The sequence below is a fragment of the Streptomyces sp. NPDC047130 genome (assembly GCF_040643475.1).
In the GTDB taxonomy this organism is placed as follows: Bacteria; Actinomycetota; Actinomycetes; order Streptomycetales; family Streptomycetaceae; genus Streptomyces.
The window spans coordinates 20,134-39,130 of record NZ_JBEYUK010000031.1 but is presented as its reverse complement, the minus strand read 5'-3'; the positions used below and the strand labels follow the sequence as shown (position 1 = coordinate 39,130).

Annotated in this window: 20 protein-coding genes and 3 pseudogenes; 10 read left to right on the top strand and 13 right to left on the bottom strand. The window is 73.7% G+C overall.

The window, feature by feature from the left end; all coding sequences use genetic code 11:
- Positions 1-132 precede the first annotated feature (132 nt).
- From fabG to ABZ836_RS27050, 4 genes are all read left to right on the top strand, one after another.
- Positions 133-894: a 3-oxoacyl-ACP reductase FabG gene (fabG, locus tag ABZ836_RS27065; RefSeq protein WP_356139081.1), complete on the top strand. Its 762-nt coding sequence runs from the start codon at positions 133-135 to the stop codon at positions 892-894.
- Between the two features lie 40 nt (positions 895-934).
- Positions 935-1,696 (top strand): SDR family oxidoreductase, encoded by a 762-nt coding sequence (locus ABZ836_RS27060; protein WP_356139079.1) that lies wholly within the window; start codon positions 935-937, stop codon positions 1,694-1,696.
- Positions 1,697-1,886: 190 nt separating this feature from the next.
- Positions 1,887-2,570, top strand: a complete 684-nt coding sequence (locus ABZ836_RS27055) for a uracil-DNA glycosylase (RefSeq protein WP_356138895.1) — start codon at positions 1,887-1,889, stop codon at positions 2,568-2,570.
- A gap of 177 nt (positions 2,571-2,747) precedes the next feature.
- Positions 2,748-3,185, top strand: coding sequence for a hypothetical protein (locus tag ABZ836_RS27050; RefSeq protein WP_356138897.1), 438 nt, complete (start codon positions 2,748-2,750; stop codon positions 3,183-3,185).
- A 52-nt stretch (positions 3,186-3,237) separates the two neighbouring features.
- Here ABZ836_RS27050 and ABZ836_RS27045 read toward each other — a convergent pair whose 3' ends face one another.
- Together ABZ836_RS27045 and lnt are read right to left on the bottom strand one after the other, a co-directional pair.
- Entirely contained in the window at positions 3,238-3,804 is a 567-nt protein-coding gene (locus tag ABZ836_RS27045) for a hypothetical protein (RefSeq protein WP_361146359.1), read from the bottom strand.
- A 77-nt stretch (positions 3,805-3,881) separates the two neighbouring features.
- Positions 3,882-5,457: pseudogene (lnt, locus tag ABZ836_RS27040) on the bottom strand (apolipoprotein N-acyltransferase).
- 96 nt (positions 5,458-5,553) lie between these two features.
- Here lnt and ABZ836_RS27035 point away from each other — a divergent pair.
- Positions 5,554-5,727, top strand: a pseudogene (locus ABZ836_RS27035) (DUF4291 family protein); the annotation flags it as partial.
- A gap of 53 nt (positions 5,728-5,780) precedes the next feature.
- Here the strand turns inward: ABZ836_RS27035 and ABZ836_RS27030 are convergent.
- From ABZ836_RS27030 to ABZ836_RS27020, 3 genes are read right to left on the bottom strand one after another with little or no spacing between them, the layout of a single operon-like run.
- Positions 5,781-6,080: a hypothetical protein gene (locus ABZ836_RS27030; RefSeq protein ID WP_361146356.1), complete on the bottom strand. Its 300-nt coding sequence runs from the start codon at positions 6,078-6,080 to the stop codon at positions 5,781-5,783.
- 18 nt (positions 6,081-6,098) lie between these two features.
- Complete coding sequence (locus ABZ836_RS27025) at positions 6,099-6,710, bottom strand: hypothetical protein (protein ID WP_361146353.1); 612 nt, start codon at positions 6,708-6,710, stop codon at positions 6,099-6,101.
- A gap of 47 nt (positions 6,711-6,757) precedes the next feature.
- Complete coding sequence (locus ABZ836_RS27020; protein ID WP_361146350.1) at positions 6,758-7,279, bottom strand: integrase; 522 nt, start codon at positions 7,277-7,279, stop codon at positions 6,758-6,760.
- Between the two features lie 23 nt (positions 7,280-7,302).
- Between ABZ836_RS27020 and ABZ836_RS27015 the strand changes: the two are divergent.
- Positions 7,303-7,682: pseudogene (locus ABZ836_RS27015) on the top strand (DUF4291 family protein); the annotation flags it as partial.
- A 113-nt stretch (positions 7,683-7,795) separates the two neighbouring features.
- Here the strand turns inward: ABZ836_RS27015 and ABZ836_RS27010 are convergent.
- Both ABZ836_RS27010 and ABZ836_RS27005 read right to left on the bottom strand, forming a co-directional pair.
- The gene (locus ABZ836_RS27010) at positions 7,796-8,437 is read right to left on the bottom strand and encodes a response regulator transcription factor (protein ID WP_361146347.1); all 642 of its coding nucleotides are present in this window, start codon (positions 8,435-8,437) and stop codon (positions 7,796-7,798) included.
- A complete protein-coding gene (locus ABZ836_RS27005) occupies positions 8,434-9,588 on the bottom strand; it encodes a sensor histidine kinase (RefSeq protein ID WP_361146344.1) in 1,155 nt (384 codons plus the stop codon). Before ABZ836_RS27005 ends, ABZ836_RS27010 begins: the two co-directional genes overlap by 4 nt.
- Before the next feature lie 432 nt (positions 9,589-10,020).
- On the opposite strand from ABZ836_RS27005, the gene ABZ836_RS27000 reads away from it, so the two are divergent.
- The gene (locus tag ABZ836_RS27000; protein ID WP_356138906.1) at positions 10,021-10,599 is read left to right on the top strand and encodes a heme-binding protein; all 579 of its coding nucleotides are present in this window, start codon (positions 10,021-10,023) and stop codon (positions 10,597-10,599) included.
- Between the two features lie 76 nt (positions 10,600-10,675).
- On the opposite strand, the gene ABZ836_RS26995 is transcribed toward ABZ836_RS27000, so the two are convergent.
- Together ABZ836_RS26995 and ABZ836_RS26990 are read right to left on the bottom strand one after the other, a co-directional pair.
- A complete protein-coding gene (locus ABZ836_RS26995; protein WP_356138908.1) occupies positions 10,676-10,855 on the bottom strand; it encodes a hypothetical protein in 180 nt (59 codons plus the stop codon).
- Positions 10,856-11,037: 182 nt separating this feature from the next.
- Positions 11,038-11,601: a flavoprotein gene (locus tag ABZ836_RS26990; protein WP_361146340.1), complete on the bottom strand. Its 564-nt coding sequence runs from the start codon at positions 11,599-11,601 to the stop codon at positions 11,038-11,040.
- Between the two features lie 129 nt (positions 11,602-11,730).
- Here ABZ836_RS26990 and ABZ836_RS26985 point away from each other — a divergent pair, with 129 nt between their 5' ends.
- Both ABZ836_RS26985 and ABZ836_RS26980 read left to right on the top strand, forming a co-directional pair.
- Positions 11,731-12,903: a helix-turn-helix transcriptional regulator gene (locus ABZ836_RS26985; RefSeq protein WP_361146337.1), complete on the top strand. Its 1,173-nt coding sequence runs from the start codon at positions 11,731-11,733 to the stop codon at positions 12,901-12,903.
- 424 nt (positions 12,904-13,327) lie between these two features.
- Complete coding sequence (locus ABZ836_RS26980; protein ID WP_356138914.1) at positions 13,328-13,498, top strand: hypothetical protein; 171 nt, start codon at positions 13,328-13,330, stop codon at positions 13,496-13,498.
- 40 nt (positions 13,499-13,538) lie between these two features.
- Here the strand turns inward: ABZ836_RS26980 and ABZ836_RS26975 are convergent, their stop codons facing one another.
- Positions 13,539-14,402 carry an undecaprenyl-diphosphate phosphatase gene (locus ABZ836_RS26975; RefSeq protein ID WP_361146334.1) on the bottom strand — a complete coding sequence of 288 codons (864 nt, stop codon included), beginning with the start codon at positions 14,400-14,402 and terminating at the stop codon, positions 13,539-13,541.
- A gap of 126 nt (positions 14,403-14,528) precedes the next feature.
- Positions 14,529-15,338, bottom strand: coding sequence for a VTT domain-containing protein (locus tag ABZ836_RS26970; RefSeq protein WP_356138918.1), 810 nt, complete (start codon positions 15,336-15,338; stop codon positions 14,529-14,531).
- A gap of 81 nt (positions 15,339-15,419) precedes the next feature.
- On the opposite strand from ABZ836_RS26970, the gene ABZ836_RS26965 reads away from it, so the two are divergent.
- Positions 15,420-16,265: a fused MFS/spermidine synthase gene (locus ABZ836_RS26965; protein WP_361146331.1), complete on the top strand. Its 846-nt coding sequence runs from the start codon at positions 15,420-15,422 to the stop codon at positions 16,263-16,265.
- Positions 16,266-16,341: 76 nt separating this feature from the next.
- Here ABZ836_RS26965 and ABZ836_RS26960 read toward each other — a convergent pair whose 3' ends face one another.
- Together ABZ836_RS26960 and ABZ836_RS26955 are read right to left on the bottom strand one after the other, a co-directional pair.
- On the bottom strand, positions 16,342-17,733 hold the full coding sequence (locus tag ABZ836_RS26960) for an MFS transporter (RefSeq protein ID WP_361146328.1): 1,392 nt from the start codon (positions 17,731-17,733) through the stop codon (positions 16,342-16,344).
- 73 nt (positions 17,734-17,806) lie between these two features.
- Entirely contained in the window at positions 17,807-18,856 is a 1,050-nt protein-coding gene (locus ABZ836_RS26955) for a hypothetical protein (RefSeq protein WP_361146325.1), read from the bottom strand.
- Positions 18,857-18,997 lie beyond the last annotated feature (141 nt).

Below are 18,997 nucleotides of genomic sequence, written 5' to 3'. Positions count from 1 at the left end.
CCGGGCTTCTAGCGTCACGTCCTGTCGAGGGTACTAAGCGGTCGCTCACCGATCGGCGTATTGTTCGAGCAGCGGCGGGACCGCAGGATCACCGAAGGCGTTCAGGCTTTCCGAGGGCGAGGAGAAGCACCCATGTCCACCACTGAGCAGCGAGTCGCGGTAGTCACCGGTGGCGCGCGCGGCATCGGCGCGGCCACCGCCGTCCGGCTGGCCGCCGAGGGCCGTGCCGTCGCGGTCATCGACCTGGACGAGGCCAACTGCAAGGACGTCGTCGAGCAGATCACCGCCGCCGGCGGCAAGGCGATCGGCGTCGGCTGCGACGTCTCCGACGAGGCGCAGGTCGAGGCGGCCGTGGCCCGGATCGCCGAGGAGCTCGGCGCGCCGACCATCCTGGTCAACAACGCGGGCGTGCTCCGCGACAACCTGCTGTTCAAGATGAGCGCCCTGGACTGGGACACCGTCATGAACGTGCACCTCAAGGGCGCCTTCCTGATGGCCCGCGCCTGCCAGAAGTACATGGTGGACGCCAAGTTCGGCCGGATCGTCAACCTGTCGTCGTCCTCGGCGCTCGGCAACCGCGGCCAGGTCAACTACTCCGCCGCCAAGGCCGGCCTGCAGGGCTTCACCAAGACCCTCGCCAAGGAGCTCGGCAAGTTCGGCGTCACCGCCAACGCCGTCGCCCCCGGCTTCATCGCCACCGAGATGACCAAGGCCACCTCCGACCGGGTGGGCGTGGACTTCGAGGACTTCAAGAAGGGCGCCGCCGCGATGATCCCGGTCCAGCGGGTGGGCGTCCCCGAGGACATCGCCAACGCCGTCGCCTTCTTCACGGGCGAGGAGGCCGGCTTCGTCTCCGGCCAGGTCCTGTACGTCGCCGGCGGCCCGCTCAACTGACGCCGGACCGCGAGGTACCGGGACACGGAGGTAACCCCACATGACCGAACTGCCTGAGCTCTCCGGCCAGGTCGCCGTCATCACCGGCGCGAGCCGGGGCATCGGCTTCGGCATCGCCGAGGCGTTCGTCGCCCGCGGCGACCGCGTCTGCATCACCGGGCGCAACGAGGAGGCGCTGAAGGAGGCCGTCGAGCGGCTCGGCTCCGACCGCGCCATCGGCGTCGCCGGCAAGGCCCACGACCTGGAGCACCAGGACGCGGTCGTCGCCGCCACCATGGAGGCGTTCGGCCGGATCGACCACCTGGTCAACAACGCCGGGACCAACCCGGTGTTCGGGCCGATCGCCGACGTCGACCTGAACGTCGCGCGCAAGGTCTTCGAGACCAACGTGATCTCCGCGCTCGGCTTCGCCCAGAAGACCTGGGCCGCCTGGCAGCGGGAGAACGGCGGCACGATCGTGAACATCGCCTCGGTCGCCGGCGTGCAGGCCTCGCCCTTCATCGGCCCGTACGGCATCAGCAAGGCCGCGATGATCAACCTGACGCTGCAGCTCGCGCACGAGTTCTCGCCGAAGGTCCGGGTCAACGCGATCTCGCCCGGCGTGATCAAGACCAGGTTCGCCGAGGCGCTGTACGAGAACCGCGAGGAGGAGGTGGCCGCGGGCTACCCGCTCGGCCGCCTCGGCGTGCCGGAGGACATCGGGGGCGCCGCCGCGTTCCTGACCTCGGACGCCTCCGGCTGGATCACCGGCCAGAACCTGGTGATCGAGGGCGGTCTCTTCCTCAACGCCGGCGTCGCCTGACGCGCACGGCTCCTGACGGGCAGGGCCCGGCGGCCGGACACCCCCGTCCGGCCGCCGGGCCCTGCCCGTGTGCACGCGGTCCCGCCCCGCCCCTTCCGCGCCTCCACGCGCTCCGGGGCGCCGGTACCGTTGTCGGTGGTCGCCTGTAGGTTCCTGACCTGGAAGTGATCGCACACCGGAGGACGTTGACGTGACCGACATCGCCATGCTGCCCGAGTCCTGGCGCGGGGTTCTGGGCGGCGAACTGGAGCAGCCCTACTTCAAGGAGCTGACCGAGTTCGTCGAGAAGGAGCGGGCGAACGGACCCGTCTACCCGCCCCGCGAGGAGGTCTTCGCGGCGCTCGAGGCCACGCCGTACGACAAGGTGAAGGTCCTCGTGCTCGGCCAGGACCCGTACCACGGCCCCGGCCAGGGCCACGGGCTGTGCTTCTCCGTGCGGCCGGGCGTCAGGACGCCCCCGTCGCTGCGGAACATCTACAAGGAGATGCAGGCCGAACTCGGCCACCCGATCCCCGACAACGGCTACCTGATGCCCTGGGCCGAACAGGGCGTGCTGCTGCTCAACGCGGTGCTCACGGTCCGCGAGAGCGAGCCCAACTCGCACAAGGGCAAGGGCTGGGAGAAGTTCACCGACGCCGTGATCCGCGCCGTCGCGGACCGGCCCGACCCGGCCGTCTTCGTGCTCTGGGGCGCCTACGCCCAGAAGAAGCTGCCGCTGATCGACGAGAGCCGGCACGCGGTGGTCAAGGGGGCGCACCCGTCGCCGCTGTCCGCCAAGAAGTTCTTCGGATCGCGCCCGTTCACCCAGATCAACGAGGCCGTCGCCGCGCAGGGGCACGAGCCGATCGACTGGCGCATCCCGAACCTCGGCTGACTCCGGCAGACGGACCCCTCGACGCCCGCCACCGCGGCACCCGCGCACCGGGCGGGCGTGGGCCGACCGGCGGGCGTCGCCGGGCGGCGCGGGCCCGGTGGCCCTAGCGTCGACCGCGGGACCGCCGAGCGGCGGCCCCGCGGTGCATGCCGGGAACGGCGGGCGACGGAGGACGCGATGGAGCTGGACGAGCGGGACCCGGTCGCGGTGACGACGCGGATCGGTCAGGCCGTGCTGCTGCACCACGGAGGCGACCGGGAGGAGGCGCGGGGGCGCTTCCTCGACATCTGGCGGGAGATCGGCGCCGAGGGCGACCCGTTCCACCGCTGCGCCCTCGCGCACTACATGGCCGACACCCAGGACGACCCCGCGGACGAGCTCGCCTGGGACCTGCGGGCACTGTCGGCGGCCGAGGAACTGATGGAGGCGGTGCGGTCCCTCTATCCCTCGCTGCACCTCAACGTGGCCGCCGACTACGCCAAGCTGGGCTGCCCGGAGGCGGCCCGCAGCCACCTGGGCCGCGCCCGCGACGCGGCCCAGGTGCTGTCCGACGACGGCTACGGGACGCGGGTCCGCCGGGCCATCCGGGAACTGGAGGAGGGGCTGGACCCCTGACCGGCAGGGGAACCGCGACCGGGACCCGAACCTCGGGGCGTTCCGGCTCCGCCTACTTGGTGGCCCGGTGCTGGAGGTCCCGGCACATGGCCTCCTCGGCGCTGCCCTGACGCCAGCCGCCGTACTCGGTGCCGATGCCGCACGCGTCGACGGAACCGCCTCCGGGCTTGCGCGGCCGGGCCGGACGGTCCTCGGCCCGGGGGCCGCCGCCGTGGCCGCCCCGGGGCGGGAACAGGTGGTGGCCCGGATCCCGGCCCGCACCGTCGGAACCGGCCCGGTCGCCCTTGCCGCCGGAGGCGTCCGACGACGTGGTGCCGGCGTCCTTCGCGCCCTTGCCCTTCCCGCCGTCCTTGCCCTTGCCCTTCCCCTTGCCGTCCTTCTCCTTGCCCTTGCCCCTGCCGTCCTCGTCCGCCCCGGCACGGTCCTCGGCGTCCTCCGGGGCGGGGGACCGCACCGGCAGCGGCTCGCCCTTGCCGTCCGGACCGGGTGCCGAACGCGCGGACGGCGTGACGGGGCCGCCCGGGGCCGTGTCGGCGGAGGGGACCGTCACGCAGCCGGAGAGGGCGGCGCCCGCGACGGTGACGAGAAGCAGGGCGGTGGTGATCGTCGTTCGCTTCACCCTCGCCACTCTGGTGGGTGCGGGCCGACCGGGGACAGGCGACAGGCGGGCGGTCCCTTCGTAAGGGTGACGCGTGGTCACCGGGGTTGCCGTGCGGTCCCCGCCCCGCCCGGGTCCCGTCGCCGGCGGACGCGACCCAGGCCGCCCGCCGCGCCCAGTACCACCAGCACGCCGGCGGCGCACGGCAGCGGCCACGGACCCAGGTCGGTGTAGAGGGTGGCGCCCGGGCCCGCCGTCCGGAGGGTGTGCAGCGAGACCCCACCGGCGGAGGTGCCGAGGGAGGTCCCCACCTGGCGCCCGGCGCCGTCGTACACCACCGAGACGCCGGTCAGGGTGGCGTGCACCACGGGAACGCCCGTCTCGGCCGCCCGCAGCGCGGCGAGCGAGGCGTGCTGTTCGGGGGCCCAGGTCCGCTGGAAGGTGGCCGTGGACGACTGCACGACCAGCAGGTTCGCGCCCTCGGCCGCCAGATGGCGGCTCATGTCCGGGAAGGCGGACTCGAAGCAGATCAGCGGCCCCGGCCGGAGCCCGGACCCGGCGTCCATGACCACCGGGGCCGACCCGCGGCGGCGGTCCTCCTCGGCCGCGCGCCCCACCGAGGTGGCCCAGCCGAGCAGCGACCGCAGCGGGACGTACTCCCCGAACGGGACCAGGCGCATCTTGTCGTACCGGTCCCCGGTCGGCCCCTGCGGCCCGATCAGCACCGAGCTCTTGAAGATGCCGGGACGGTCCGAGCGGCGGGCGTCCACGTTCACCAGCAGCGGCGCTCCGGTGTCACGGGACAGCGCGGTCAGCCTGCGGGTGAGGTCCGGGCGGGCGGTCAGGTCGGCGCCCACGCTGCTCTCGCCCCAGACGACCAGGTCCAGGTCCCGGCCCCGGTCGGCAGGACCGCGCGTCAGGCGCTCCTGAAGGGCGAACCGCCGCTGCGGTGAGTCCTCGCCGGCCACGACTCCGGGCTGCACCAGCGCGATCCGGGCCGTGTCGCCGGGGGCCGGGCGAGGAGCCCAGGCGCCGACGGTGGCCGCCGCCACGGCGGCCAGTGCGGCCACCGCGGGGAGGCGGGCGGCGGGCACCGTGAGCAGCAGGGTGACCGCCGTGTTCACCCCGACCAGGAGGAGGCTGAGCAGCCAGACGCCGCCCACCGAGGCCAGCGCGAGCGCGGGCGCCGTCTGCCACTGGCCGCCGCCCAGCACGGCCCAGGGACCGCCGAGGCCCTGCCAGGACCGCACCAGCTCGATCATCAGCCACGCCGAGGGAAGACCGGCCAGCGCCGCCGTGGCTCGGAGCGCGGACGGGGCGCCCCGTCGGCGTCTGCTGCGCGGACGGGGCGCCCCGCAGCAGACGCCGGGCGAGCACTCCCCACGGCGCCCACAGCAGGCCGAGCAGCGCGGCCGGCACGGGGGTGAAGACGTGCAGGCTCGGCAGCAGCCAGTGGTGGGCGGCCAGCATCAGCCCGAACCCTCCGCACCAGCTGTCCAGCGCGGCACGCCGGCCGGTGGGCGCTTCACGGAGCTGCAGCAGCCAGGGGACCAGCGCCACCGGCGCCGCCCACCACCAGGCCGGCTCCGGGAAGGCGAGCACCGGCAGCGCGCCCGCCACGGCGGCCACGACCGGCCGCCGCCACGAGGAGGTGATCCACCGCGCGGCCGTCACCCCACCCGAGTGCCCCCGATGGGCGACGGGAGTCGGGGGAGGGGGCGTGGCGAAAACGCGTGGCGCGCGGCCGCGGCCGTGCAGGAGGCTGACCGGATGAGCCAGAGCGACGACAGGGCGTCCGCGCCCGGATCCCGGTACCAGGTCAGGGCGCTGTACAGCGCGGATACCGTGACCGTGTACCAGGCGTACCGTCCGGGGATCGGGCTCCCCGCGGCCCGGGACGGCCGGTTCCCGGCGGCGTGGAAGCGGGACCGGATGACGTGGATCTTCTCTGCACCAACGCGGGCGTTAGAAGTTCGAAGGAGCGTGACTGCGCCGGATCAGTGACGGAATCGGGCGACCTCCCCCTCGATCCGAATCAGGAACTCCGTGATCGGGGCTCCGCCGTTGCTGGGAACGAGGACGAGGTCCCGGGCGTAGATCGTCTCGTCTGCGGCCAAGGCCGCATCCTCGTCACCACGACGCCAGGCATCACGGGACGCGGCGAACAGGGGAGCAAGCCCCTGCCGAGCTGGGCCGGGTTCGAAGCGACAGTCAGACCAGAACATGTCGCCGCTTTCGAGGGTCAAGGTTCCCACCAGCCGCTCACCCTGTCTGAGCTGCCAACTCCGCTCCGCCATGTTCCCCTCCCGCGGTCGTTACTGATCGTTCGACTCTATGCCGTGGGCGTGGCCGCAGGGTCGCTGAACCTCCAGGACGACTGCCGTCCCGGCCACAGATCGGTCCTCGTGCATGGTGATCACTTGGCCGGGCTCAAGGTGCTGCCACTGCTGAGGGTCAAGGGGAGCGAGTCGCACCGAGGCTCGCCCGCCAGGTTCGAGGAAGGGCGTGCGCTCAACCCAGAGCATGGCGATGTTGAGGGTCGGGTCGCCGGTCGGGGTTCGGTTTCCGATGTTCCACATCGGTCGCAGGACGCCGGCGCCGGAGATGGGTGTCTGCCGTCGGGCCTCGGCGGCCGGGCGGAGGGTGAGGTCGGCCCGGATGATGCCGTTGCGGGTTTCGTAGCAGCGCCAGTGGCACCAGGCCGCACTCGTCTCCAGCCGCATCTGTTCGGCAGCGGTGGCCAGGGTTTCCCAGAAACTCAGGGGAAGCGGTTGGACGTCTCCGAGTTCCTCCAGCAGGTCAAGGGCCACCTCCCACTCGTCGTGGGTGAGGCACTCCCAAACGTCGGCCACCGTGATGTCGTTCTCGGTGGCCATTTCCTCGGGGACGAGCAGGGAAGCGGCTTCCAGCAACTTGGGAATATCCATGCGCCTGATTCTGACCCAGGCCGCGCTTCTGGTGTTCGCAGTGCTGCTTACCTCTCTTTGACTCGGGGTTTCTGATGCGGGATCGGAGGCATTCCGAGGGAGACGGGATCGCTGCGCTGGAAGCGGCGGGCCTGCTCGCGCTTGCTCCGCAAGAAGGTGAGAGTCAGATCGAGGCCTTCGATCTCGCCTCGCCAGTCCTCTTCGACGGCTCGTTTGCGGCGGGCGAGGAGGTCCTCCTCCAGCTCGTTGAGGCGGGGCAGCATCTTCGGGTTGTTGAGCATTGGGCAGCGAATGCAGGCATGTTCGTGCGCGCACGGGGTGCCGTAGGGACGGCCGCAGGAGCCGAGTTCGACCCGGCGCTTGTCGAAGTGCTCCTGGAAGTCCTCCCACTCGTCGCGGGTGGGCTCTCGGTACTCCTCGACCGGTCGCGTGCCTCGGCGTCGGGCGAGGAACTGGTGGTAATGGCTGATGACGTCCTCGTCGAAGACCGCGACGTAGCCGCGGGTGGTGCGGATGTCGAGGTGCCCGAGCAGGGCGGCGCCGATGCGAATGGGCAGACCGTTGTTCACCGGCTCGGTGGCGAACAGACGAGCTGGCGGTGGAGATCCGGCGGGACGGGTTCGAGTGGGCGCTGCGCAACGCCTGCCTCTCCCACTACGCGCGCGGTGCGCACGAGGACCGGGCGTCCTGGAGCAGGGCGTTGCGGCGGGCGCCGGCCCGGGTGCAGTGGTACCCGGAGCGCGACCTGCGGGCGCAGCCGCTGCCCCACCGGTCGCTGCAGCTCGGCCTCGCGGGGGAGGCGGCGGCCCGGTACGCGGACGAGTGGATCACGGGCATCGAGGACGTGACCCCGCTGGCCCACCGGATCAAGGCGCTGCTCACCGAGGGGACGTCGGCGGGGCGCGGGCGCTGCTGCCCGCGGAGCGGGAGTACCCGCTGGACCGCGAGGCCTGCGCGCACCTGCTGCGCTGAAGCGGGCCCGCGGCGCCGGGGGCCGCCCCCGCCCGTTCGGGGCCGCCCCTGCGGTGCTCGTGGCAGCCTCCGCGGTGTTCGGGCCGCCTCCGGGTGGTCGGGGCCGCCGCCGCTCAGGGCAGCAGACGCTGTTCCTTGGCGGCGGCGACGGCGCCGGCCCGGTTGTCCACGCCGAGCTTGTCGTAGATGCGGCTCAGGTGGGTCTTCACCGTCGCCTCGCTGATGAACAGGGCGCGGGCGATCTCCCGGTTGGCCAGGCCCTGGGCGAGCTGCGCCAGGATGTCCAGCTCCCGGGCGGTGAGCGCCGGACGCGGCGCGCGCATCGCCGCCACCATGCGGCCCGCGATCGGCGCGGAGAGCGCGGTGCGGCCCTGCGCCGCGGCGTGGATCGCGGCGAACAGCTCCTCCGGCCGCTCGGCCTTCAGCAGGTACCCGGTGGCGCCGGCCTCCAGCGCACGCGTCACGTCGGCGTCCGTGTCGTAGGTGGTGAGGACCAGGACGCGGGGGGCGTCGGGCCGGGCGGTGATGCGGCGGGTGGCCTCGATGCCGTCCGTGCCGGGGCCCAGCTGAAGGTCCATCAGCACGACCTGCGGCTGCGCCCGCTCGGCCAGGGCCACGGCCTCGTCGCCGCCCGCGGCCTCGCCGACGACCTCGATGCCGGCCGCGCTGGAGAGCAGCGCCCGCAGTCCGGCCCGGACGACGGCGTGGTCGTCGCAGATCAGCACGCGCACGCGGGGTTCGGCGGGGGAGGTCATCGGGGCTCCGGTGCGGTCAGAGGGATCGAGGCGGTGAGCACGGTGCCCTCGCCGGGCGCGGACTCGACGGTCAGGGTGCCGCCCAGCTGGGCGACCCGGGCGCGCATCGCGGGCAGCCCGTGCCCGCCCTCGCGGCCGGGAGCGGGCAGGGCGCCCGGATCGAAACCGCGGCCGTCGTCCGCGACGTCCAGGACCACCTGGTCGTCGAGATAGCTGAGGGTGACGGCGGCCCGGGTCGCCCCCGCGTGCCGGCGCACGTTGGCCAGCGCCCCCTGCGCCACGCGCAGCAGCGCGGCCTCGCCCCGGTCGGGCAGGGGCAGCGGCACGCCCTCGATGTGGTGGCGCACGGTCAAACCGTCCTTGGTCTCGCGCTCGGCGAGCCGCCGCAGCGCGGCGAGCAGCGAGCCGCCGTCCGCCAGATCGGCCGGCGCCAGGTCGTGCACGAAGCGACGGGCCTCGGCCAGGTCGCGTCCCGCGCCCCGGGCGGCCTCCCGCACGTGCTCGCGCGCCGCCGCCGGGTCGGTCGCCCACACGCGTTCGGCGGCCTGCAGCAGCATCGTCTGACTCGACAGCCCCTGGGCGAGGGTGTCGTGGATCTCCATCGACAGCCGCGCCCGCTCGGCCAGGGCGCCCTCGCGGCGCTCGGTGGCCGCCAGATCGCGCCGGGTGCGCATCAGGTCGTCGATGAGGGCGCGCCGCCGCTCGGCCTGCCGCTCCATGTGCAGGAAGACGCCGGTCATCAGGGCGGCCACGGCGGGCGGGGTGACCAGGACCGCCGGGTCGAAGCCGTCGCTCAGCCGCTGCAGCGACACCACGACCAGGACCGTGAGCAGGCACGCGAGGGGAATCGCCGCGCCGGCCGGCAGGGAACGCAGCGCCAGGATCAGCAGAGGGGCCGCGCACCAGGCGAAGCTGGGCGCCAGCAGGGTCAGGACCGACCAGACCGCCACGACCGCCACCAGCCACGCGAGCGGACGCGAGGCCGACCGGTCCCGCCCACGGGCCGGCCCGGCCACCGGGCCCAGGGCGTACATCAGGGCGAGCACCGCCGCCGCCACGATCACGCAGGTGACGCCGGGCCCCGGCGGATGCCGCAGCAGGTAGCGGGCGAGCGAGCCGCCCAGCAGCGCGTAGAAGGCGAGGTGCACCACCGGTCCGAGCCAGCGCGCGTCCTGGTCCGCTGCCGGGTCGGCCGGTGCCGTCGGCTCCGTCGGCGCCGTCGGTGGCGCCGGTGCCGTCCGTGGCGTCGGTTCCGTCGGCCCGGGGGACCGGTGCCGTGTGTGCCGCATGGGTGTTTCCTCGTGTCCGCCTCCGGCCTCGCGGCCGTCGGCCTGCTTCGACCTGCCTGGGCCTGCCTGGGCCTGCCTGGGCCTGTCCCGGGCTCATGCCCGCCTGTGCCGCTCCCTCCAGGTAAACCCGTGCGTGGGGTGGGCGCATCAGCCGTTCGGATGACATGCCCGTCAGCCGTCGGAACCCGCGTGACCAGCCGGAACGCCGACGCCCGGAGGCGTGGGCGCTTGAAGGATGGATGCCGAGAGCCGGGGAGCGAGGGTTGCCCGGCAGACCGACGAGGAGCTTCCACCATGACGAAGAAGACCACCCTGCGCACCCGGGTCCTGCTCGGCACGGTCGTCGCCGCGGCCCTGGGCGCCGGCACCTTCGGCGCCGTCACCGCCAACGCCGCCGGCCCGTCGGCCGCCCCTGCGGCTGCCCCCGCAGCCGTCCCCGCGGCCGCCGACTCGACGAAGAGCCGGAACACCACGCAGTCCACCCACCTCACGGCCGACGCCGCCGTCAGGGCCGCCCAGGCCGCGCTGGACGCGGCGGAGGACGCGAACCAGAAGGTGACGGTCGCCGTCGTGGACCGCAACGGCAACACCGTCGTGACCCTGCGCGGCGACGGCGCCGGTCCCCAGTCCTACGAGTCGGCGGTGCGCAAGGCGTACACGGCCGTTTCCTGGAACGCCCCCACCTCGGTGCTCGCCGGGCGCCTGGCCCAGGCCCCCAACCTCAAGGACATCCCGAACACCCTCTTCCTGGCCGGTGGCGCCCCGGTCACCGCCAAGGGCGCGCCGATCGCGGGCATCGGTGTCGCCGGGGCCCCGTCCGGCGACCTGGACGAGAAGTTCGCGCAGGCGGGCGTGGCCGCGCTCGGCAGGTGAACCCGTGCGGCGGCGTCCGGCCACCACCGGTGCGCCGCCGCGGCGTCGCCTCCGGCGCGGCGCTGCCGGTCGGCCTTCAGGCCGGCTGCAGCGCCTCCGCCCGGACCGCGCGGGCCCACTCGACGACGAGCTGTTCGTACCGGGCACGGTCCTGGGCGGTCGGCGCGCCACCGGAACGGAGCCACAGGGCGCGGATCATCTCGTTCAGTTCGGCGGCGGAGCGCGCGGAGCCGGGGACCTCGGATGTGAGGAGCATGGGGGTCAGCCTAGGGGCAAGGTGTGACACTCCGCTACCGCCCCGCTACACCTCGACGGCGCGCGGGCGCCCTCGCGAGCGAAACTCCTGCTCAGCACCGCGCGGTGCCGGCAGCATCTCCAGCACCAGCACCAGCACCAGCGCACAGTCGCGGTGCTGCCGCTGCACGCGTGACGCGTGCGTCAGGCGGGGGCCGTACCCCTCGAGGGCTCCGGCCCGCAGCCCGCCGCGCGGCCTACCTCCGCGAGCGCGACGTCCCAGGGGTACTCGCGCCGCTCCCCCGGTGGGTTCGGTTCGAACCCACCGGCGCCGTACAGCACCGTCACGCCCATGTCGCGGAGCTCGACCACGCTGCGACGCAGAGCACGGTGCCGGGCGTAGGCCGCGTTCACGCACGGCATGACCACCTGAGGGATTCCCTTGCCGATGCCTTCGGCGCACACGCCCACCACCCACGACGCCGTGAGGCCCGACGCCAAGGAGTTGAGGCTGTTGAACGTGGTCGGCGCGAAGAGGATGACGTCGGCCCGCGGCCACACGTCGGGCGCACCCGGCATGCGGTACTCGGACCGCACCGGGTGACCGGTCAGCCGCTCCAACTCTGCTGTCTGCGGCTCCAGCCACCGCGCGGCCGTCGGCGTCAGCCCGAGGCAGACGTCGAACCCCTGCCGTTGCGCGTCCGCGATGACCGGTGCGACGTCGAGGACAGGCGGAGCGGCAGATCCGAACAGGTAGAGAGTGGTCACCGCGCCATCCCACCGTGCTCGCCCCCAGCCACGCAACCGTCCCCGGGCAGCGGAGGATCGGGGCGATTGCCCTCCGGCGCCGAACGGCGCGGGTATGTTCCGGATGACGAGTCAGGACTGGAGACGAGCATGCCCGCACCGGACGACGACCACATGGGTGCCCGCATCCGGAGGTACCGGAGAACGGCCCGGCTGACACAGCGCGAGCTGGCCGCCCGCATTCCCTACTCCTACAGCCTCCTCAACCAGGTCGAGTGCGGCGCCCGCCCGGCGTCCGCAGACCTGGTGGAAGCGGTGGCCGCGGCCCTGCGCGTCGACGTCTCCGTACTCACGGGAACCGCTGTGACAGACCCTCGACCCGCACACCGGGCCGCCCTCCTGCGCCCGGTCCGCGAGGCACTCGCCCTCTACGACATCGCCCCAGACTCGGTCGGTCCGGCCCGCCCGGTGTCCGTCCTATCGGCTGACGCGGACCGTGTCTGTCGGCAGGTGCGCGCCACCCGTCTCCGGGACGCGGCCAGGATGCTTCCTGACCTGATCGCCGACCTCACGCACCTGGTGCTCACCGCCCCCACGACGGAGACGTGGCGGGCCCTCGCCTCCACGTACCGGACCGCGCACGACATCGCCCTGAAGTGGCGGTACCAAGACCTTGCCGCGCTCGCGCTGGACCGGATGGGCTGGGCAGCCGACCGTGCCTCCGACCCGTGCCTGGCCGCGATCCGCGACTACAAGAGGGCGCTCGGCTGGCAGAACTCCCCGCTGGGCCCCCGCCTGATCGAGTCCGCGCACCGGATTCTCGGGGGCTGCTCCTCCCGAGAGGCGCTCGCCGTGGCCGGGCAGGTCCACCTCGGTGCGTCCGCCGTCGCCGCGCGCGCCGGCGACACCGTCGGCGTGAGAGGGCACATCGACGCGGCACGCGAGCTCGCCGACCGGGTGGGAGGCGAGGCACGCGAGATCCACTGGCTCAGCTTCGGCCACCTCAACGTGCAGCTGCACGCGATGGGCGCCTCGATCGCGATGCGTCAGTGGGACGACGCCCTGGCGCAGGCACGCGCGATGAGGCTGCCCCCGTCCACGCTCACCTCGCGCCGCGCCCGCTTCCTGGTCGACTACGCCCTGGTCGAGATGGAGACCGGATCGAGTGAGGCCTCGCTCCGGCACCTCACCGCGGCCCGACGGGTGGCACCCGAGCAGACGCGGTATCACCCACGGACCCGTGAAACGGTGAAGGGCTTGCTGCACACGACCCGCCGGCCGACCGAGGGCCTGTCCCGCATGGCCGTGTGGGTCGGGGTGTGACGCTCACAGATCTGTGAGCGTTCCGGCCGCCCCAGCGGGCCATCCTGCTGACCCCATCAGCAGCGAGGGAGGGAGGGCCCGTCATGGCGGGTCTCGCAGTGCGGTCGCGTGCCGCCCATGTCCCCTGGACGTCGGCCGAGGAGCGCGCCTACCTGGCGCCGGCCGCGCACTGTCAGGGCATCGGGACGGAACCGGCGTGCGCGGTCTGCAGGACGGCGGAGCGTCGGGCAGTGACGGACCCGTGTTCCCGCGACCGGCAGAACCGCGACCCGCGCGCCGCGTACCGGCGGCACATGTACCGGTGCCGTGCGGGCTGCGTCCGTGCCGCGCGGCGGTACTGCGAGGTCGGAGCGCGGCTGCGTGCGGCCTACGAGGTGGCCCTGGGTGAAACCGCCCCGGCGTGCCGGAGCGAGGGGGCCGTCGCGTGATCTGTGACCGCTGCTGCCGACCGATCCGCGCAGGCGAGGGCCACGAGCGCATCCCCGTCGACTCGGCCTCCGGGGCCGCCCCCGACCTCGTCCGCCACGAGCGGCCGTGCAAGGCGGCGCCCCGGCAGACCGCCCCGGAGGGTGACGCGGTGCGCCGGTACGGCTGAAGGGCTCGCGCCCGCGGTCCCGGAGCCGCCGCAGGGCCCGCTACCCGGCCGCGTGAGGACTCAGGACACCCGTTCCGACCAGGGCGAGGATGAGCAGGCCGAGGGCGATCCGGTACCAGACGAACGGCATGAAGGACTTGGTCGAGATGAACTTCATGAACCAGGCGATCACCGCGTAGCCGCAGAGGAAGGCGATCACCGTGGCGAAGACGGTCGGGCCCCACGAGACGTGCGAGCCCTCCATGGCGTCACCGAGCTCGAAGAGGCCGGAGGCCAGCACGGCGGGGATGGCCAGCAGGAACGAGTAGCGCGCCGCGGCCTCCCGACGGTACCCCATGAAGAGGCCGCCGCTGATGGTGGCGCCGGAACGGGAGACGCCGGGGATCAGCGCCGCCGCCTGACACAGGCCGAAGACCAGGCCGTCGCGCACCCCGAGGTGTTCGAGGTCCTTGGGCTGACGGAGGCGGTGCCGGCCACCCGCCTCGGCGCGCTCCGCCATGCGGTCGGCGACGCCGATGGCGATGCCGACCACGATCAGCATGGTGGCGGTGAGCCGCAGGTCGCGGAACGGCCCCTCGATCTGGTCCTTGAAGGTCACGCCGAGCACGCCGATCGGGATCGAGCCCACGATCACCAGCCAGCCCATCTTGGCGTCGTGGTCACGCCGCATCTCCTTGTCCCGCAGCGAGCGGTACCAGGCGGAGACGATCCGGCCGATGTCCTTGCGGAAGTAGATCAGCACCGCGATCTCGGTGCCGATCTGGGTGATGGCGGTGAACGCCGCCCCCGGATCCTCCCAGCCGGAGAACGCGGCGGTGAGCCGCAGGTGGGCGCTGGAGGAGATGGGGAGGAACTCGGTCAGCCCCTGGACGAGTCCGAGGACGAGCGATTCGAACCAAGACATGGAAGCAGGTAGTCCCAGCGCTGATCGAAGGATGACGACGGGTCACGATGTGCGGGCACTGTAGCGGCCCGGGACCGTCGGTCCGGTGATCTGCGGGTGAACGGATCGCGTCGCGCCGCCGTCCGGTCAGCGGCCGCGCAGGTGGTGGCGCTTGCGCCAGGCGATCACGGCGCCCGCCATGGCGGGGAGGGCGATGACGGCCACCGCGATCAGGAACGCGGGGGAGGTGGGGCTGGAGGCACGGGCCCCGGCGACCGCGTAGGCGGCGGTGTTCGGGATCGAGCCCACGGCGGTGGCCAGCAGGAAGGACGAGGCGCGCATCCGGGAGACGGAGGCGCAGTAGTTGGCGGCCCAGAACGGGACGCCGGGGAAGAGTCTGAGGGCCAGCGTCGAACGGAAACCGTGCCGGCTGAGCTGCCCGTCCGCGGCCTGGAGCCAGCGGGCGCGCAGCAGCGGCCGCAGGGCGTCCTGGCCGAGGAGGCGGCCCAGGCCGAACGCCAGACCGGCCCCGAGGACCGTGCCGCCCAGCGCGGCGGCCAGGCCCAGCGTGGACCCGAAGAGCGCACCGGCCGCCAGGTTCAGCACCGGGCGGGGCACGAAGGCCACCGTGCACAGGCCGTACGCCACGCCGAACACCAGCGCGGCGGTTCCGCCGCCGAACCGGGGCGGCCAGCCGTCGGCGACCAGCCGCTGCGGCTCGAACATCAGGACCACCGAGGCCGCGGCGGCGAGCAGCAACAGCAGCAGGGCGAAGCGCGCCCACGGCGAGAGCAGCAGCCGGGCACAGCGGGCCAGCGGACCGCGGGGGGCGGCCTCGGGCGGCGCGGGTGGCACGGTGGCGGGCGGGGAGACGGGAGAGGTGAGCAGTAATCCGGTCGCCGCGGTGGGGGACGAAGCAGCGGCGGTGCCCCCGGAGCGGGTGGTGGCATCGAGCATTCCGTGACAGTAACCGAGGATGTGCGGTGATCGCCCCGTACCGTGGCGTACGACATACCGTCATACCGGCACAATGACACGGTGAACGAGCCCGTACCCGTGACCCGCGCCGTCGACCACGGCACCGCCAAACTGATGCCCGACGTGGACCGGGACCGTGCCTGGCTGCTGACCGTGGACGGCGCTCCGCAGTCGTACGTCGACCTGGACGGGCCGGACCATCTCGAGTTCGAGTACGTCCGGCGGATCGGGCACGTGCTGGACACGGCGGGGAGGCCGGGGGAGGCGCTGGACGTGCTCCACCTGGGGGGCGGAGCGCTCACCCTGCCGCGCTACGTGGCCGCCACCCGGCCGGGGTCGCGCCAGCAGGTGGTCGAGTACGACCGGGGGCTGCTGGACCTGGTGCTCGAGCACCTGCCGCTGCCGGAGGGATCGGGGGTGCGGACCCATGTGGGTGACGCGCGGGCCTGGCTGGCGGAGGCGCCGACGGACAGCGCGGACGTGGTGGTGGCGGACGTCTTCGGCGGCTCCCGGGTGCCGGCGCACCTGGCCTCCCTCGGGTTCGTGCGGGAGGCGGGGCGGGTGCTGCGCGAGGCCGGGGTGTACGTCGCCAACCTCGCCGACGGGGCGCCGTTCGACTTCCTGCGGTCCCAGGTCGCGACGGTCGCGGAGGTCTTCGCGGAGACGGCGATGATCGCGGAGCCGGGGGTGCTGCGGGGGCGGCGGTTCGGCAACGCGGTGCTGATCGGGTCCGGGAGAGGGCCGGACGTCATGGCGCTGGGGCGGCGGGTGGCCTCCGACGCGTTCCCGGCGCGGGTGGTGCACGGGGAGGCGCTGCGGGGATTCGTGGGGGTGGCGGCAGCCGTCCCGGACGGCGCGGCGGTCCCGTCACCCGAACCCCCACCGGGTTCCTTCGGCATCGGCTGAGCCCACCCGCCGCGGAGCCGCTGCGGCCCCTGCGGTCGCTGTGGCCCTGCGGCCCCTGCGGGGTGGTGGTGCCGCGTCAGGGGGTCGGCACTTCGCCGGTCGTCCGGGGAGGGCGCGGAGTGCCGGCCTCGGTGCCCGCCTCGGTGCCGCTCCCGGTGCCTGCTGCGGTCCCGGTGTCCGCCTCGGTCGCGGCCTCGGCGCCGGGCGAGGCATCGCGGGGGGTGGGGATGGTGGGGAGGGGCGGTTTCGGGTGGCGGGTGAGGTTGCGGACGTCGGGGACGAGGAGGACCGCCGCGGTGACGAGGACCACGAGTCCCGCGCAGCCCCACAGCGCGGGCCCGCGGCCGAACGCGCTCTCGGCGGGCCCCGCGAGCGCCGTCGCCACCGGCACCATCGCGATGGAGCCGAACCAGTCGTAGGCGGAGACGCGGGACAGCTTGTCCTCCGGTATCTCCTGGTGGAGGGCGGTCATCCAGGAGACGCCGAAGACCTCGACGGTCACCCCCGTCAGGAACATCACGCCCCACAGCACCTCGGCCGGCACCGGCACCGCGAGGGCCGCGCTGGGCAGCGCCAGCGGGAAGACGCACAAGGTGCCGGCCAGCAGCAGCCGCCGAGGCCGCCACCGCGTCATCAGCAGCCCGCCCGCCAGCGTGCCCGCGCCGAACGCGGCCAGCGCCAGGCCCCACGGCCCCGCTCCGCCCAGGCTGTCGCGGGCCACCAGCGGGCCGTACACGGCCTCGGCCGCGCCCACCACCGCGTTGGCCACCGAGAACTGGACGACGATGCCCCACAGCCACGGCCGGGAGGCGAACTCCCGCCATCCCTCGCGGAGGTCGGAGAGCATCCCGCCGCCCGGCTCGCGCGGGGCGATGCCCCGGACGTCGAGGAGGGCCCGCAGCGAGGCGGCGACGGCGAAGGCGGCGGCGTCCACCGCCAGCACCCAGCCCGGACCCATCGCGGCGACCATCGCGCCGCCGAGCGCCGCGCCGCCCAGCGAGGCGCCGTGCATCGCCATGCGGTAGACGGCGAAGGCGCGGCTCGCCTGCCCCGGCGGGACGGAGGAGAGCAGCATGCCCTCCGACGCCGGGCCGAAGAAGGCCTGCGCGGCGCCGCCGAGGCCGGCCAGCAGCATCATCTGCCACAGCCGGGCCTCCCCGGCCAGCACCAGCGCGGCGAAGGCCGCCTGGGAGACGCAGTTGACGGTGTTGGCCGCCACCATCACCCGGTGCCGCGGCAGCCGGTCGGCGACCGCCCCGCCGATGAGCAGGAACACCACCAGCGGGAGCGTGCGGGAGGCGACCACCAGGCCCACGTCGCCGCCCGAGCCGCCGGACTCCAGGACCGCGAAGGCCGAGGCGATCATGGCGCCCGCGCCACCGAGGTTGGTGACGAAGGCGGCGGCGGTGAGCAGCAGGTAGTTGCGGCGGCCGCCGGTGGACGGCGTCGATGCGGGCGGGGTGGTCACCCCCCGACTATCGCCGCTGACCAGGGCGGTTGCCAAACCCGTTCGCCACCCCGTTGCCGGACCGCGCGGGACGTCAGCCCGTGGGGGTGCCGTGCAGACGGACCGTGTCGAGGATCTTCATGACGGTCTCGTCGGGCAGTTCGTCGTCCACCCCGGTGGCCCCGTAGAGGCTCCAGGCCACGAAGTCGCCCTTGGAGTTCTTGAAGCCGAAGGTGAGGGCCTTGCCGTCGCTGGCGCACTTGCCCTTGGCCGGGGTGTCCTTCGAGCGGGCCCAGGCGATGCTGCCCTCGACGCCGGAGGCGGTGGTGAAGGGCTTCGCCTTCTCGTCGACCGTGACGCTCTTCTTGTCGGGCTGCGTGTAACCGGCGAAGACCCAGTTCGCGGAGTGGTTGATCGCCACCTCGTCGGTGCTCTTGGCGCCGTTGGCGCCCTTGGTACCGACCGCGGCCAGGGACATGTCCTCCTCGTGCCCGTCCTTGTCGTCGTCGGAGACGCACCACTGTTCCTTGTAGTACGCCGGCGCCGACATGCCGATGAGGACCTCGCCGATGTCGCCGCCCTCCTTCTCGAAGCCGATGAAGGTGCCCGGGGTCTCGACCTGCCAGTCGGCGGGGACGTCGAACGCGGTGCCCCACTTGGGGTTCACCACGACCTTCCAGCCGGGCACGGTGGCCTTCGGAGCCTCGCCGCCGCGCGGGTTCTCGCCCACGGCACCGCCGCTCGGCTTCGGGGCCGGCGACTTCGAGGCGGACGGGGACGCCTTGCCGTCACCGCCGGCCACGGCCGACCCGTCGTCCTCGCCCAGCACCAGGAACCCGGTCACCGCGGCGGTCAGCACCACGGCGGAGGCCGCGACGATCGCGACCAGCTTGGTCCGCCGCGACGGGTCCACCGGGCCGCCGCCGGAGGGCTGCGCCGGGCCCGCGGGCCCCGCGGGCCCCCACTGGCCGGGCCGGCCCGGCTGCGGGTAGGAGCCCGGCTGCTGGTACCCGGGCTGCTGGTAACCCGGCTGCTGGTACGGGTTCGGCTGCTGCTGGTACCCCGGCTGCTGATAGGGGTTCACCGGCTGCTGGGGGGTGTTCGGGTTCTGCTCGCCACCGGGCGGCTGCTGTCCAGGCCACATGGCCCGTAACCCTAGTCGCGCTCGGACACGCTTTGGTCACCGTTCCTCGTCCGTGCTGTAGCGACTGCGGCCGGAGGCCGGGCGCCGCGGGGAACGGGCGCGGGGCGTGGGCCGGCGGCCTGTAGGCTTCACCCGCGTGCG